This window comes from Nocardia sp. NPDC059691, from assembly GCF_042733915.1.
Classification (GTDB): domain Bacteria; phylum Actinomycetota; class Actinomycetes; order Mycobacteriales; family Mycobacteriaceae; genus Nocardia; species Nocardia sichangensis.
The window spans coordinates 1-13,728 of the sequence record NZ_JBHWFB010000001.1 but is presented as its reverse complement, the minus strand read 5'-3'; the positions used below and the strand labels follow the sequence as shown (position 1 = coordinate 13,728).

Sequence of the window (13,728 nt, the reverse complement as noted above, 5' to 3'; positions counted from 1 at the left end):
CGCGGCGCGGGGTCACCAGGAGTGCGCTACATCGATCACGATGCGCGATCCGCTGCCCGGCCCGGCCAGGGTGGACACCTGGAACGGCAATCGCGCGCGCGTGCCCAATCCGACGGTGGTCTGACCTTCGAAGGAACCGGCCCAGGCCACCTGGCGGAAGGTCCGGTAGTCCCGCACGTCGGCGAGTTCGGCCCGATTCGCGGGGGTGTAGGTGGGGCTGAACGCGTCGTCGTAGGCCGGGGCGTAGACGGCGATGCTCAGGAACGCGCCGCCGCGCAGCGCGACGGGTGCGCCCGAGCCATCCATGACCACTCGCTCGACGTAGCCGACGTGATAACCGGTCACCGGACCGGCGATGTCGAGTACCAAGCGGTCGAAGCAGTCGTGCCGTCCGGCGCGGATCCCGGTCAGCGGCGTGAGCGTCCGGGCTCGGCTCACCTTGGGTATCGAACCCCAGCCGGAGGCGCACTCCGGGGCGGCGGAAGCCGGGGCGGGGGCGACGAAAAGACCGGCGAGGGTCACGAAGGAGACGAACAGGAGAAGCAAGCGACGCATGGTCGCACCGCCTTCGGGCACAGGAGGGATTGATGTATAACATGCATCGGTCCAGGTGGATGCCTCGTTACCGGCGGATGAGGGCGAAAAGTGTTGGCGGTCGCGGCAACTAGGTCACGGCGCGGCGGCACGGCGGCTCGGCGTTCGCTGCGCGCCTGTGCTCGCTCGGCGCCAACAGTAGGATCGCTGCTCCGAGGCTGGATCCGACCAGGAGGTTCGAGGTTGCCACCCTTTCTCTGGGAACAGCACTGCTGTCTGCCGCTGTCGCCCGCCGCGCGCATCGGCGACCTCGCGCGCTACCCGGCCGGATCGTATCTGTCGGTGAACGTCGGCTACTCCCGGCAATCGACCGCGGACTCCATGGCGCTGCTGGATCGATTCCGCCGGGATGCCATGGCGGACGGTCGGTTCCGCCTCGTCGAGACCGTGGCGGACATCGGGGCCGCGGACACCATCGCGCTGGCCTTCGATCTGGAGGATGCTGGGCCGCTGGGCGGCGACCTGGACAACGTCGCTCGCTTCTACGACCTCGGCGTGCGGTCGTTGCTGCCCGCCTACAACCACGCCAACGCCGCGGGCTGCGGCTGCCTGGACACCGAGGACACCGGGCTCACCGGTTACGGGCGCGATCTCGTTCACGCGTTGAACGAAGTCGGCATGTTCGCCGACGGTTCGCACTGTTCCCGGCGCACCGGGCTGGAGCTGGCCGAGCTGAGCGTCGTCCCGATGATCTACAGCCACTCCAATTTCGCCGCGCTGTGGGACCATCCGCGCAACATCACCGACGACCAAGCGCGCGCCTGCGCCGCGACCGGCGGTGTCATCGGCATCAACGGCGTCGGCATCTTCCTCGGCCGCAACGCGCCCCACGAGCGCGCCGAGCGGATCGCGGCGATGGCCCGCCACATCGAGTACGGCGTCGAGCTCGTCGGGATCGAACACATCGGCATAGGTTCGGACTACTCCTTCGACGCCGACGACTTCAACGCCGAACTACAGCAGAACCCCGAGGCCTTCTCCGAGGCGTACACCCAATGGGGGCCCCTCCACTGGACTCCACCCGAAGACCTCCTCGGCCCCTCCGAAGTCCCCACCCTCGACGCGGCCCTCTCCCAGCGCGGCTTCACCTCCGCCGACCGAGCCGCGATCTTCGGTGAAAACTTCCGCCGCGTCGCCCGTCAGGTCTGGCGTAGCTGACGGGTGTGGCCCACGCCTCACTGTGGTGGGGGATGGGTGGGTGAACTACCCGCTGCGGAGTTAGGCTCGGGTCGTGACTTCCCACTACGATGTCGTCGTTCTCGGCGCTGGTCCCGGCGGATACGTCGCCGCGATCCGCGCCGCTCAACTCGGCCTGCGAACAGCGATCGTCGAGCAGAAATACTGGGGTGGTGTGTGCCTCAACGTCGGCTGCATCCCGTCCAAGGCGCTGCTGCGCAACGCCGAGCTCGCCCACATCTTCACCAAGGAGGCGAAGACCTTCGGCATCTCCGGTGAGGTGAACTTCGACTTCGGGGTCGCCTTCGACCGCAGCCGCAAGGTCGCCGACGGCCGGGTCAAGGGCGTCCACTTCCTGATGAAGAAGAACAAGATCGACGAGTTCGACGGCAAGGGCACCTTCACCGGCCCGAACTCGCTCTCGGTCGAGCTCACCAAGGGCGGCGCCGAGTCGATCACCTTCGACAACGCGATCATCGCGGCGGGTACCGTCACCAAGCTGCTGCCCGGCACTCAGCTCAGCGCCAACGTGGTCACCTACGAGGAGCAGATCCTCACCCGTGACCTGCCCGGCTCGATCCTCATCGTCGGCGCCGGCGCGATCGGCATGGAGTTCGGCTACGTCCTGAAGAACTACGGCGTCGACGTGCGCATCGTGGAGTTCCTCGATCGCGCGTTGCCGAACGAGGACGCGGACGTCTCCAAGGAGATCACCAAGCAGTACAAGAAGCTCGGCATCACCATCACCACCGGTGCGGCCGTGCAGTCCATCGAGGACGACGGCGCCAAGGTCACCGTCGCGATCAAGGACAACAAGACCGGGTCGATCGAGACCGTCACCGTGGACAAGGTGCTGCAGGCCGTCGGCTTCGCCCCGCGCGTCGACGGCTACGGCCTGGAGACCACGGGCGTCGTGGTCACCGATCGGGGCGCGATCGGGATCGACGACTACATGCGCACCAACGTGCCGCACATCTACGCGATCGGCGACGTCACCGGGAAATTGCAGCTCGCGCACGTCGCGGAGGCCCAAGGCGTGGTCGCGGCCGAGACCATCGCGGGTGCGGAGACCGTTCCCCTCGGCGACTACCGGATGATGCCGCGCGCCACCTTCTGCCAGCCGCAGGTCGCCAGCTTCGGCCTGACCGAGCAGCAGGCCCGTGACGAGGGCTACGACGTGAAGGTCGCGACCTTCCCGTTCACCGCGAACGGCAAGGCCCACGGCCTCGGCGACCCGACCGGTTTCGTCAAGCTCGTCGCCGACGCCAAGTACGGCGAGCTGATCGGCGGGCACCTCATCGGCCCGGACGTCTCCGAACTGCTGCCCGAACTCACCCTCGCGCAGAAGTGGGACCTGACGGTCAACGAGCTGACCCGCAACGTCCACACTCACCCGACGCTCAGCGAGGCCCTCCAGGAAGCCTTCCACGGCTTGGCCGGCCACATGATCAACTTCTGATCCCTTCGCGTCGAAGGGCGTGCGGTCGATGATCGCACGCCCTTTTTCGCTGTCCGGCAAAGGTTTCCGCGCCGGTAGGGCCGTCGGCGGTCGGCATCGGTGCGAGCGTTCTGCTATACAGCGTGCATGTTTCGCAGGTGGCTGATCGGAAGTGTGCCGGTGCTCGTCGTGGTGGTGCTGCTGGGGACGGGCACCTTCTACCTGATGAAGGCGCGCACCTTCCAGTTGGCCGGTCACGTGGTCAGCCGGGTGGATACCGACGCGCGGGTAGTCGCGCTGACCTTGGACGACGGGCCGTCCGATCGCGCGCCCGAGGTGCTGAAAGTCCTCGCCGACGCGCAGATTCCGGCGACCTTCTACCTGAACGGGCGTGATCTCGCCGAACACCCGGAGTACGGCCGGGCGATCGCCGCGGCGGGCCACGAGATCGGCAATCACACCTATTCGCATCGGCGGATGGTCTTCGTGACGCCCGGCACGGTCCGTGACGAAGTGGAGCGCACGGACGCCGAGATCATGCAGACGGGCTACGTGGGCCCGATCACCTTCCGTCCGCCTTACGGCAAGAAGTTGTGGGTGCTGCCGCATTACCTCGCCGAGCACGACCGCGTCACCGTGACCTGGGACGTCGAGCCCGATTCCGGCCGGGCGGGCGTGACCGCGGACGACATCGTCGCCGAGACGCTCGGCAAGGTCCGCCCCGGGTCGATCGTTCTGCTGCATGTCATGCACGGGAACGCCGAGCCCTCGATCGCCGCCATCCCGCGCATTGTCACCGAATTGCGTGCCGCGGGATACCAATTCGTCACGGTGTCCGATCTCATGTCCCGCTGATCCGAACGGCCCGGCGCACGGCCGTCGTCGACGGCGGTCGATGCGCGGGGCTGCTGGGCGACGGCGGATTTCGCAGCCCGCGCCGACCGGGAGCCGGGGCCGATCGGTCGGCGCGGCGAGGTCCGGTCGGCGGTGCGCATCAGCCGCCGCGAGGTGGGGCGGGGCACGGCGTATCCGCTACTGCTACGCGCGCCCACGCCCCGATCCGGCGTCTGTTCTGGCCACCCAGTCGTGGGCGCTCTCGGCCCGGCTCGGGTAGCCGGACGGGCCGCCGTGCTTCGCCTTGTGCGGGGCAAGTGGGCTATGCCCGCGCGGCCGCAGGCGCCGACGGAGGCGATGCGCCGGAGCGTCGGTGTTCGTGGCGCAGGATTCGTTCGGCTACCCGGCGGCCGGGAGCATGCCGTAGGCGTGAGTCGGGGTGAACAGCACCAAGGCGCGGCGGTCGGTGACCATCGCGTTGCGGTATTCGTCCCAGTCGGGGTGCTCGCCGGTGGCGGTGCGGTAGTAGTCGACGAGTGCGTCGACGGTGGGGTCGTCCGGCTCGGCGGCGACGGGGGTGAGTTCGACCGTGCCTTCGAGGACGGCATACGCGAAGAAATCGTCGCGGGTCACGTGCAGCGCCGCCCACGGGTCCCGGACGAGGTTGTAGTACTTCGCCCGGTCGGCGGTGATGGAGATGCGAATGCGGCCATCCGCGCCCACGACGTGCAGCACGTTGGACAGTTGCGGTCGTCCGTTGCGGCGGATCGTGGTGAGTACGGACCTGCGGTGGTCGCGGGCGAAATCGACTGCGGCGGCGAGTTCCATGCCCGTGTAACCCGCGGTGACGCTGGTCTCTTCCCGTCAGTCGCGGTGGTAGGCGGCCTGCGCCTCGCGCACGCGCGGCATGTTGGTTTCCAGTACCCGGATGAGCGCCTCCAAGCGGTCGGCCACCTCGACACCCAGGTCGGTGAGGGTGTACTCGACCCGGGGCGGAATGGTTTCCTGCACCTCGCGGTGCACCATGCCGTCGCGTTCCAGGGCCTGCAGGGTCTGCGACAGCATGCGCTCGCTGACGCCGTCGACCCGCCGCCGCAAGGCGCTGAACCGGTACGGCCCCTCGCGCAGCGCGACGAGCGCCAGCGTGCCCCAACGACTGGCGACGTTCTGCAGGACCGGCCGCGACGTGCAGTTCCGGGCGAAGACGTCGGCTTCCAGCGTGGGATCGTCGGCGTCCGCCGAGGCAATGCGCTGGGTGGACATACTTCGATAGTACCCAACTTGACCATAGTGGCTACAAGGTGCATAGTGCTTACGAATAGTTAGTGCTATTCGAACATGCCGAACTTGGAGGTAGTCATGACCGTCGCGGTGACCGGGGCCAGTGGACAGCTCGGCCGGCTCGTAGTGGACGCGCTGTTGAAGGTGGGATCGACACCGGTCGTGGCGATCGTGCGCGACCCGGCGAAGGTGGCCGACCTGGCCGAGCGTGGCGTGGACGTCCGGCAGGCCGACTACGACGACGCGGCCGCGCTGGACCGGGCGCTCGCGGGTGTCGACCGGGTGCTGCTGGTTTCCGGTAACGAGTTCGGCGCGCGCGTGGCGCAGCACACCAACGTCATTCGCGCCGCTGAGCGGGCCGGTGTGGAATTGCTCGCCTACACCAGCATTCCCGGCGCGACCGACAATCCGCTCATTCTCGCGCAGGAACACAAGGGCACCGAAGCGGTGCTCGCCGAATCGGCTGTGCCGCACACAGTGCTGCGCAACGGGTGGTACTGGGAGAACTACCTGGGCGGTCTGGCGCACGCGGTGGAGTCCGGCGTGCTGCACGGCGCGGCGGGTGAAGGTCGCGTGGCGGGCGCGGCGCGGGCAGACTACGCCGAAGCCGCCGCCCGGGTGCTGACCACCGACGGCCACGCGGGCCGGGTATACGAACTCGGCGGCGACGACCGGCTCACCTATGCCGAACTGGCCGAGGCGATCTCGGAGGCATCGGGCAAGCCGGTGCGCTACGAGAACCTTCCGCAGGCCGACTATGCGGCCGGTTTGACCGGGGCGGGACTGCCCGCCCAGTTCGCCGAGGCACTCGCCGACGCCGACGCCGGTATCGCACAAGGCATCCTCGACGTCCGCTCCGGCGACCTGGCGCGACTGCTCGGCCGCCCGGCGACTCCCGCCGTCGACGTCTTCCGCGCTGCGCTCGCCTGACGCCATCCGAGCCGCTCCGGGCAGGAGCGAAGCGAGACCGGGCATGAGCTGTTCGCGGCCCGGCTCGCATCCGAATGACCGCCGCGTCCGCGGCGAAGTCGCCAGCGGCGGTCGCTCGGACGCGAGCCACAACGGGGCTGCGAACACCCAGCGCCGAAGGCCTGGAAAACCAACTCAGACCCACTGCACCAATTGGATGATGATCCCGTTCGGATCGCTCATCTGGAAGTACCGCTCGCCCCACTCCTCGGTTTCGATGGGCGTCACGATCGGCACGCCCTCGGCTCGCAGCCGGGCGTATTCGGCATCGATGTCGTCGACGACGAAGACGACGAGCAGGCCTTCGCCCGCGCTGCCCGCCGCGCTCCGCGGTTTGAAGCTCGCCAGTCCGGTGCGCAGGTAGATGACGTTCAGTCCGGCGTCGCCGCGCTCCAGCGAGACGAACCCGTCGGCCGACATCTTCTCCTCGAAGCCGAGGTGCTCGACGAGGAACCGCGCCGAGGCGGCCGGGTCGGGGACGTTGAGCGAGATGGCGGAAGCGGTGATGTGCATGGGCCCTCCTCGGCGGCAAAACTCCGTACTAAGTACACTGTACTTTGTACGGAGTTGATGGGCGGCGCGCATTATGAGGTGCGTCACATCGATACCATCGGGAAGCGAGGCGGTTGAGGAGGCGAGCGATGAGACAGCCGAAGGAGCGCAGCGGCGCCGGTGACCCGGTGCGCACGCTGGAATTGCTGTGGCGGATTCCGTCGGAGCCGGGCACCGGCCGGGGGCCGAAACAGCGCAGCAGCGTCGATGCGGTCGTCGCCGCCGCGATCGAGATCGCCGACGTGGAGGGAATCGCAGCGGTCACGATGCGTGCGGTCGCCAACCGGCTCGGCCTGACCCCCATGGCCACCTACACCTATGTGCCGGGCAAATCCGAACTGATCGACCTGATGCTGGACACGGTGTACGCGCGGATGGAGCGCGCCGACCTCACCGGTCTGCCCTGGCGCGAGCGGGTCGCCCGGATCGCCGCCGAGAACCGCGCCCTGCTGGCCCGTCATCCGTGGGTGGCGTATCTGCCGACCACCCGGCCACCACTCGGGCCGGGCCTCGCCGCGAAATACGACCACGAGCTGGAGGCCTTCGCGGACCTCGGCCTCGACGACCTGGCGATGGACGCCGCTCTGACCTTCGTGCTCGGCTTCGTCACGTCCGTCGCCCGCATCGCCATCGACAGCGCGCGGGCGGCGGCCGACAGCGCCATGTCCGACGGTCAGTGGTGGGAGCGGGCCGCGCCGGTGCTGGCGCAGGTCTTCGACGCGCGGCGGTACCCGCTCGCCGCGCGCGTCGGGACAGCCGCGGGCCAGGCGCACGACGCCGCCTACAGCGCCGACCATGCCTACGAATTCGGGTTGACGCTGGTGCTGGACGGTCTGGCCCGCCGTATCGAGGGCCCGTCCGACTAGAGGCCGTCGCGTTGGATGCGCAGGGCGGTGATCGTGGCGGCCAGCCCGTCGTATTGGTTGATCAGCAGGACGATCTCGATCAGGCTGCGCTCGTCGTAGTGCTTCGCCAGCTCGGCCCAGGTGTCGTCGTCGAGGTCACGGGTCTCCACCAGCTGATCCACGGCGGCCAGCAGCGCGCGGTGCTTGTCCGACCACTCCGCCGCCTCGGGGCCTTTGCGCAGCCGCTCCAGGATTTCGCTCGTCACCCCGGCGCGCCGGCCGAGCCGGATGTGATGGTCCATCTCGTACTCGCACCCGCGCAGGTGTGCGACCCGGAGAATGACCAGCTCGGACTCGTGGCGGGGCAGCCGCCCGCCTGGCATGAGCTTGCCCGAGAAGTGCAGCCAACCGCGGAACAGGCCGCGGGTGCGGCCCAGCGTGCTGAACAAATGGGCGTCGTGGGTGCCCGCGGCGCGGGAGAGCACCTGCCAGACAACCCAATTGAGCGCCCCGAGTTCCCGGAGCCGTCCGGGCGAGATGCGTGGTTGCAGCGCTGAAACCATGCCGGTTGCCACCTCCGCGTGGTCTGTGCGGCCGGCGTCGGTGCCGACCGAGATGAGAGCCTACTTGGCAGTATCCCGCCCGGCGCGCCACCATTCTTTTGCTTTCCAGTGGTTTTCAGCGGGGTACCCCGTCATCATCAGTACCGGTGCGGGTCGCCGCGGCCGCAGCGCGTTTCCGCGGCGTCAGGTGTGGACAACAGGTCGTCAGGGGAAAAGATGCTGGTGAGGATCAGGCCGGGAGCGGAGCTGTCCGGCGCTGAGCGGGAATTCGTCGCGTGCCTGCGGTCGTATCCGACGACCGGCCTCGCCGTGATAGATCTCGAGGCGGACAACCGGCGTGTCGACGCGGTGGTGTGGACCCCGCGCGGGTTGACCGTGCTGGAGGTGCACGGGTTCCAGCGCAGGCAGAGCGGCATCCTGAGCACACCGGCCGAAGGGCCGTGGACGATCAGCGACGCGCCGGTGGAGCTGGACGACCCGGAGAACGGAAGCCCCGCCGAGCGCGTGGAACACGGCATCTACGCGGTCAAGCACATGCTCCAGCGCGCGTTGCAGGACCCGGGACACATCAGCGGCGCCGTCGTGCTCGTCCCCTTCCGCGGCGCCGTGGTGCGCCCGGCGCGCACGAATCTGCGTCCGGGGTTGGACGTGGTCGTCGGGAATGTCACCGACGCGACCGAACTACGCATCTACCTGGAGGGTTTCTCCGCGGGACCGCGCGACTGGACCGCGGACCGGGTGATCGGCGCGTGCGGCGCGCTCGGCCTGGCGGAAATCGCGCCGTCCCGCGCGGAGCTCCTCGAGGCGGGCTTCGAGGAGAACGCGCCGGAACCGGTCACCACCATCCCGCGCACACCGAAGCCGCGAGTCGAGCCGACGGCGGGCGTCGCGACGAAAAGCCAGGCCTATGCGGGCTGGTCCGTCATCGTGATCGCCGTTGTCGGGGTCCTGTTCGTGCTCGGCGTGATCGCCACCGCGTTGGCGCACGATTCGGCCCAGCCGATCCCGGCGACCGGCACGACGAGCCCGACGCCGTCGCCGCCGGCGTACCGGCCCACCCAGTGCTACCCCTTCCAGCAGCACTGCTGAACGGTCAATCCCGCACGGCACGGCCCAGTTTGGTCAGGCGCATGGCGTACTGCGCTCGGGCCAGCACGTGCGTTCGCGAGGTGTCGATATGGGCGGTGAGCGTCGCCAACGCCGCGTCCACCGCACCGGACACCAGGTGTTCGGCGATCGCGATGTGCTCGGCGGTCATCGTGGCGATGCGTTCCGGAGTCGGCATGTCCAGCGTGCGCACCGGACGCACCCGGACGTGCACGGCGGTGAGCGCGTCGGCGAGCGCGGCGTTGCCCGCGGCTGCGAGCAGGGTGGTGTGGAAGTGTTCGTCGGCGGCCACCAGCGCGGGGCCCGGTTCGGGTGGAGCGTCGCGCAGTGCGCGCCAGGTGTCGAGTTCTGTGCGCACGAGATCCAGATCGTGCGTGGGCGCCTCGCCGGGCGGGGCCACGCGTTGCATGCCCCTGGCTTCCAGTACGAGCCGCAACTCGTAGAGGTGATCGAGTTCGTCGAGCCGGGGACGGTACGGGTAGAGGCCGTCGGCGAGCCGCTCGACCAGTCCGTCCGCTTGCAGTCGCGCCAGCGCCTCGCGCACCGGCGTGCGCGACACGCCGTACGCCTCGGCGAGGCGTTCTTCGCCGAGCCGTTCGGTCGGCACGATGGCTCCGGTGGCCAGATCCCGGCGCAACGAGTCGTACACCTGCTCGCGCAACGGAATCCGGCCCCTGTCGCGGGCCACGGCGGCGCTCAGATCGCCATCGCCGAGCGGACTTCGCGCTCGGCGCCCGCCCCACCCGCGCCCGTGGAGGTCACCCGGCCCGATCGCAGCACGTAGTAGCGCTGCGCCGCCTGCAATGCGAAGCCGATGTGCTGTTCGACCAGCAGCACGCTCAGCCCGCCGCGCCGGGTGAGATCGATGATGGTGCGCTCGATCTCGGCGACCACCGACGGCTGGATGCCCTCGGTCGGCTCGTCCAGGATGAGCAGCTTCGGCTCGGTGATCAGCGCCCGCGCGATGGCGAGTTGCTGGCGCTGGCCACCGGACAGCAGGCCCGCCTTCCGGGTGAGCAGCTCGCGCAGCGCGGGAAACAGGTCCAGCGATTCATCGATCAACGCCTTGCCCCGTTTGCGGCCGTCGGCGACCACTTGCAGATTCTCCGCTGTGGTCAATTGCGGGAAACTTTGCTGTCCCTGCGGCACATACGCGATCCCGCGGCGCACGCGGCGCGACGGCGACAGTTTGGTGATGGTCTCCCCGTCGAACTCGATCCGGCCCGACTTCGTGCCGATCAGCCCGACGGCGGTGCGCAGCAACGTGGTCTTCCCCGCGCCGTTGTGCCCCATGATGGCGACCACGCTGTCGTCCGGGACGGTCACCGAGACGCCGTGGATCACCTCGGTGCGGCCGTAACCGGAGTGGATATCCGTGAGTTCAAGCATCACTGTCCCCTTTCTGGGGTGACTCCGGGCTCGGCGCGATCGACGCGTCCTCCAGCTCGGTCCCGACGGCCGCTGCGGTGCCCAGGTAGACCTCCTGGACTTTCGGGTCCGCCTGCACCTGTTCGACGGTTCCCTCGCTGAGCACCTTGCCGCCGGCCAGGACGGTGACCGAGGTGGCGAAGGCGCGCATGAAATCCATGTCGTGCTCGACCACGACGACCACCCGGTCGCCGCCGATGCGGCGCAACAGATTGCCGGTTTCCTCGCGCTCCTCGGCGCTCATCCCGGCCACCGGTTCGTCCAACAGCAGCACCGACGCGTTCTGCACCAGCAGCATGCCGATCTCCAGCCATTGCTTCTGCCCGTGTGCGAGCACCCCTGCGGGTTTGTCGCGCAGGTCGGCAAGGCCGGTGGTCTCCAGCGCCTCCTCGATCGCGGGCAGCACCGTCTTGCGGCGGCGCAGCATGGTGAGCGCCGAACGGCCGGCGCCCGCGGCGATGTCGAGGTTCTGCAGCACGCTGAGCTGCTCGAACACGCTCGCGGTCTGGAACGTTCGCCCGACACCGAGCCTGGCGATCCGGTGTACCTTCTGGCCGAGCAGTTCCACGCCGGTCTTCTGCGCGGAGCCGGTCGCCGGGACCAGTCCGGTGATCGCGTCGATGAGCGTCGTCTTACCCGCCCCGTTGGGGCCGATGAGGAAGCGCAGATCGCCCTGCAACACCGTCAGATCGACGTCGGTGACGGCCTTGAAACCGTCGAAACTCACGGAGAGACCGCGGATCTCGAGGTACTCGCTGGACATGCCTGCGTTGCCGCCGAGCTTCGGTTCGTGCGTCGTCTCGGTCATCGCGATTCCACCTTCTCCGTCGCGGGTTCCGGCAGCGCCTCGACCACCACCGTCGCGGGTGCCGGCGCGGAACGCCTGTTGTCCAGCAGGCCTTTCAGCATCGGCCACAATCCGGCCAGACCCGCCGGAACGAAACCGACCACCACGATGAACAGCACGCCTTGCAGATACGTCCACCCCGAGGGGAACTCCTCCGACAGCGCCGTCTGCGCCCACGCCACGCCGATCGCGCCCAGCACCGGCCCGAGCAGCGTGGTCCGGCCGCCGATCGCGACGCCGATGAGGAACGCGATGGACGGGACGACGCCGATGTCGGCGGGGGAGATGATGCCGACGATCGGGGTGAACAGCGCGCCTGCGATGCCCGCGAAGAACGCGGCGACCACGTAGGCGACGATCTTGACGTTCGCCGGATCGTAGCCCAGGAAACGTACCCGTTCCTCCTGATCGCGCACCGCGACGAGCAACTCGCCGTAGCGGCTGTGCATCAACTGCCGCACCAGCGCGACCACCACCAGCAGCGCGGCCGCGGCGAAGAAGAACAGCATGCGCCGGTTGACCGGGTCGGACAGCTTGAACCCGAAGAACGCGCGGAAATCCGACAGGCCGGTGAACCCGCCGATGCTCTGCTGACCGGTCAGCAGGATGGCCAGCGCGGCGGCCAGCGCCTGGCTGAGGATGGCGAAGTAGGCGCCCTTCACGCGGCGCTTGAAGACGCCGTAGCCCAGCACCGCGGCGATCAGAGCGGGCAGCACGAGGATGCCGATCAGCGCAACCGGAGCCGACGCGAACGGCTTCCAGAACGAGGGCAATTCGCGAATGCCCGCGATCTCCATGAACTCCGGCACGTCGTTGCCCAGCCGGGCGGCGTCGGCCATCTGCAGGTGCATGGCCATGATGTAGGCGCCGATGCCGAAGAACACACCTTGTCCCAGGGTGAGCATTCCGCCTCGGCCCCAAGCCAATCCGATGCCGACCGCGACGATCGCGAAGCACAGGAACTTCGCAAGTAGGTTGAGCCGGAAATCGCTGAGCAGGGCGGGCGCGACCGCGAACAACAGAACGGCGGCGACGGCGAATCCGGCCAGCGCGCCGAGCGAGGAGTGTGCGCGCCACCGTTGTATCAGCGTGGTCATGCCAGGCTCCTTGTCCGGACGGTGAACAGACCCTGCGGGCGGACCTGCAGGAAGATCACGATGACGACGAAGACGATGACCTTCGCGATGGACGCGGTGGTCGAGTATTCGATGTAGGAATTGAGCAGCCCGAGCGCGAACGCCGCGATCACCGTGCCTTTGATCTGACCGAGCCCGCCGATGACCACCACGAGGAACGCGTCGATCAGGTAACTCTGGCCGATGGTCGGGCTGGTCGAGCCGATCAGCGTCAGCGCCACACCGGCCACGCCCGCCAGGCCCGAGCCGATGAAGAACGTGCTGATATCCGTGAAACGACTGGATACGCCGGAGGTTTCGGCCAGGCCGCGATTCTGCACCACCGCTCGGATACGGCGGCCCAGCGGCGTCGTCTTGAGCACCGCGGCCAGCGCGGTCACCGCGACCACCGCGAGGACCAGGATGAAGATGCGCGTCTTCGGCACCACCGCGCCCAGGATCGTGACGCCGCCGCTGAGCCATTCCGGCGCGATCACGTTCTTGGCGGGTGCGCCGAAGATGTCGCGGGCCAATTGTTGCAGCACCAGCCCGACACCGAAGGTGACCAGCAGGGTGTCCAGCGGCCGGTCGTACATCCAGCGGATCAGGCCCATCTCCAACGCGGCGCCCAACAGTCCGCCGACGAGGAAACCGATCAGCAAGGAGACGACGAGCGAGACGCCCGCCGACGAGATCACCTTCTGCACAACATAAGTGGTGTAACAACCGGCCATGATGAACTCGCCGTGCGCCATGTTGATCACGCCCATCTGACCGAACGTCAGCGAGAGACCGAGTGCGGCGAGCAAGAGAATGGATCCCAGACTCAGCCCGGTGAAGAGCTGTCCGATCACAACATCCATGGGAAGGCTCCTGTGTTTGTTTCTCCAGCGCCTGCGGCACTGGGTGTTCGCGGCCCTCTTTTTGCTAGCCTTTTGGCGCCCCCCCCGTTCTACATAGTAGCGGAAACCGCGGCCCC

At 68.4% G+C, this 13,728-nt stretch carries 16 protein-coding genes; 6 read left to right on the top strand and 10 right to left on the bottom strand.

What is annotated here, in order from left to right:
* Nucleotides 1-12: 12 nt before the first annotated feature.
* Nucleotides 13-555 carry a hypothetical protein gene (locus ACFV2O_RS00080; protein ID WP_379248996.1) on the bottom strand — a complete coding sequence of 181 codons (543 nt, stop codon included), beginning with the start codon at nucleotides 553-555 and terminating at the stop codon, nucleotides 13-15.
* 222 nt (nucleotides 556-777) lie between these two features.
* Between ACFV2O_RS00080 and ACFV2O_RS00075 the strand changes: the two genes are divergently transcribed.
* The 3 genes from ACFV2O_RS00075 to ACFV2O_RS00065 all read left to right on the top strand — a co-directional run bounded on the left by ACFV2O_RS00075 (nucleotide 778) and on the right by ACFV2O_RS00065 (nucleotide 4,063).
* Nucleotides 778-1,752 (top strand): membrane dipeptidase, encoded by a 975-nt coding sequence (locus ACFV2O_RS00075; RefSeq protein WP_355071725.1) that lies wholly within the window; start codon nucleotides 778-780, stop codon nucleotides 1,750-1,752.
* 73 nt (nucleotides 1,753-1,825) lie between these two features.
* On the top strand, nucleotides 1,826-3,229 hold the full coding sequence (lpdA, locus tag ACFV2O_RS00070) for a dihydrolipoyl dehydrogenase (protein WP_379248994.1): 1,404 nt from the start codon (nucleotides 1,826-1,828) through the stop codon (nucleotides 3,227-3,229).
* A 126-nt stretch (nucleotides 3,230-3,355) separates the two neighbouring features.
* Entirely contained in the window at nucleotides 3,356-4,063 is a 708-nt protein-coding gene (locus tag ACFV2O_RS00065) for a polysaccharide deacetylase family protein (protein WP_379248992.1), read from the top strand.
* Nucleotides 4,064-4,441: 378 nt separating this feature from the next.
* Here the strand turns inward: ACFV2O_RS00065 and ACFV2O_RS00060 are convergent, their stop codons facing one another.
* Both ACFV2O_RS00060 and ACFV2O_RS00055 read right to left on the bottom strand, forming a co-directional pair.
* The gene (locus tag ACFV2O_RS00060; protein WP_379248990.1) at nucleotides 4,442-4,870 is read right to left on the bottom strand and encodes a PPOX class F420-dependent oxidoreductase; all 429 of its coding nucleotides are present in this window, start codon (nucleotides 4,868-4,870) and stop codon (nucleotides 4,442-4,444) included.
* A 36-nt stretch (nucleotides 4,871-4,906) separates the two neighbouring features.
* Entirely contained in the window at nucleotides 4,907-5,305 is a 399-nt protein-coding gene (locus ACFV2O_RS00055; protein WP_356962711.1) for a helix-turn-helix domain-containing protein, read from the bottom strand.
* A 96-nt stretch (nucleotides 5,306-5,401) separates the two neighbouring features.
* On the opposite strand from ACFV2O_RS00055, the gene ACFV2O_RS00050 reads away from it, so the two are divergent.
* A complete protein-coding gene (locus tag ACFV2O_RS00050) occupies nucleotides 5,402-6,253 on the top strand; it encodes an SDR family oxidoreductase (RefSeq protein ID WP_364424486.1) in 852 nt (283 codons plus the stop codon).
* Nucleotides 6,254-6,427: 174 nt separating this feature from the next.
* Here ACFV2O_RS00050 and ACFV2O_RS00045 read toward each other — a convergent pair whose 3' ends face one another.
* A complete protein-coding gene (locus ACFV2O_RS00045) occupies nucleotides 6,428-6,805 on the bottom strand; it encodes a VOC family protein (RefSeq protein ID WP_379248988.1) in 378 nt (125 codons plus the stop codon).
* Nucleotides 6,806-6,933: 128 nt separating this feature from the next.
* On the opposite strand from ACFV2O_RS00045, the gene ACFV2O_RS00040 reads away from it, so the two are divergent.
* The gene (locus tag ACFV2O_RS00040) at nucleotides 6,934-7,710 is read left to right on the top strand and encodes a TetR/AcrR family transcriptional regulator C-terminal domain-containing protein (RefSeq protein WP_379248986.1); all 777 of its coding nucleotides are present in this window, start codon (nucleotides 6,934-6,936) and stop codon (nucleotides 7,708-7,710) included.
* On the opposite strand, the gene ACFV2O_RS00035 is transcribed toward ACFV2O_RS00040, so the two are convergent.
* A complete protein-coding gene (locus ACFV2O_RS00035) occupies nucleotides 7,707-8,240 on the bottom strand; it encodes a carboxymuconolactone decarboxylase family protein (protein WP_379250080.1) in 534 nt (177 codons plus the stop codon). The genes ACFV2O_RS00040 and ACFV2O_RS00035 overlap by 4 nt on opposite strands.
* Before the next feature lie 228 nt (nucleotides 8,241-8,468).
* Here ACFV2O_RS00035 and ACFV2O_RS00030 point away from each other — a divergent pair, with 228 nt between their 5' ends.
* Nucleotides 8,469-9,341 carry an NERD domain-containing protein gene (locus tag ACFV2O_RS00030; protein WP_356962705.1) on the top strand — a complete coding sequence of 291 codons (873 nt, stop codon included), beginning with the start codon at nucleotides 8,469-8,471 and terminating at the stop codon, nucleotides 9,339-9,341.
* A 4-nt stretch (nucleotides 9,342-9,345) separates the two neighbouring features.
* Here the strand turns inward: ACFV2O_RS00030 and ACFV2O_RS00025 are convergent, their stop codons facing one another.
* From ACFV2O_RS00025 to urtB, 5 genes are read right to left on the bottom strand one after another with little or no spacing between them, the layout of a single operon-like run.
* Nucleotides 9,346-10,047 carry a GntR family transcriptional regulator gene (locus ACFV2O_RS00025; RefSeq protein WP_379248984.1) on the bottom strand — a complete coding sequence of 234 codons (702 nt, stop codon included), beginning with the start codon at nucleotides 10,045-10,047 and terminating at the stop codon, nucleotides 9,346-9,348.
* An 8-nt stretch (nucleotides 10,048-10,055) separates the two neighbouring features.
* Entirely contained in the window at nucleotides 10,056-10,748 is a 693-nt protein-coding gene (gene urtE, locus ACFV2O_RS00020) for an urea ABC transporter ATP-binding subunit UrtE (protein ID WP_355071742.1), read from the bottom strand.
* Complete coding sequence (gene urtD, locus ACFV2O_RS00015) at nucleotides 10,741-11,595, bottom strand: urea ABC transporter ATP-binding protein UrtD (RefSeq protein WP_355071744.1); 855 nt, start codon at nucleotides 11,593-11,595, stop codon at nucleotides 10,741-10,743. Before urtD ends, urtE begins: the two co-directional genes overlap by 8 nt.
* The gene (urtC, locus tag ACFV2O_RS00010; protein WP_379248981.1) at nucleotides 11,592-12,731 is read right to left on the bottom strand and encodes an urea ABC transporter permease subunit UrtC; all 1,140 of its coding nucleotides are present in this window, start codon (nucleotides 12,729-12,731) and stop codon (nucleotides 11,592-11,594) included. Before urtC ends, urtD begins: the two co-directional genes overlap by 4 nt.
* Nucleotides 12,728-13,612 carry an urea ABC transporter permease subunit UrtB gene (gene urtB, locus ACFV2O_RS00005; protein ID WP_379248979.1) on the bottom strand — a complete coding sequence of 295 codons (885 nt, stop codon included), beginning with the start codon at nucleotides 13,610-13,612 and terminating at the stop codon, nucleotides 12,728-12,730. Before urtB ends, urtC begins: the two co-directional genes overlap by 4 nt.
* Nucleotides 13,613-13,728 lie beyond the last annotated feature (116 nt).

Coding starts and splice junctions, on each gene's coding strand:
- ACFV2O_RS00080 (WP_379248996.1), bottom strand. CDS start 555: ATGCGTCGCTTGCTTCTCCTGTTCGTCTCCTTCGTGACCCTCGCCGGT.
- ACFV2O_RS00065 (WP_379248992.1), top strand. CDS start 3,356: ATGTTTCGCAGGTGGCTGATCGGAAGTGTGCCGGTGCTCGTCGTGGTG.
- ACFV2O_RS00060 (WP_379248990.1), bottom strand. CDS start 4,870: ATGGAACTCGCCGCCGCAGTCGATTTCGCCCGCGACCACCGCAGGTCC.
- ACFV2O_RS00055 (WP_356962711.1), bottom strand. CDS start 5,305: ATGTCCACCCAGCGCATTGCCTCGGCGGACGCCGACGATCCCACGCTG.
- ACFV2O_RS00050 (WP_364424486.1), top strand. CDS start 5,402: ATGACCGTCGCGGTGACCGGGGCCAGTGGACAGCTCGGCCGGCTCGTA.
- ACFV2O_RS00045 (WP_379248988.1), bottom strand. CDS start 6,805: ATGCACATCACCGCTTCCGCCATCTCGCTCAACGTCCCCGACCCGGCC.
- ACFV2O_RS00040 (WP_379248986.1), top strand. CDS start 6,934: ATGAGACAGCCGAAGGAGCGCAGCGGCGCCGGTGACCCGGTGCGCACG.
- ACFV2O_RS00030 (WP_356962705.1), top strand. CDS start 8,469: ATGCTGGTGAGGATCAGGCCGGGAGCGGAGCTGTCCGGCGCTGAGCGG.
- urtE (WP_355071742.1), bottom strand. CDS start 10,748: ATGCTTGAACTCACGGATATCCACTCCGGTTACGGCCGCACCGAGGTG.
- urtD (WP_355071744.1), bottom strand. CDS start 11,595: ATGACCGAGACGACGCACGAACCGAAGCTCGGCGGCAACGCAGGCATG.
- urtC (WP_379248981.1), bottom strand. CDS start 12,731: ATGACCACGCTGATACAACGGTGGCGCGCACACTCCTCGCTCGGCGCG.
- urtB (WP_379248979.1), bottom strand. CDS start 13,612: ATGGATGTTGTGATCGGACAGCTCTTCACCGGGCTGAGTCTGGGATCC.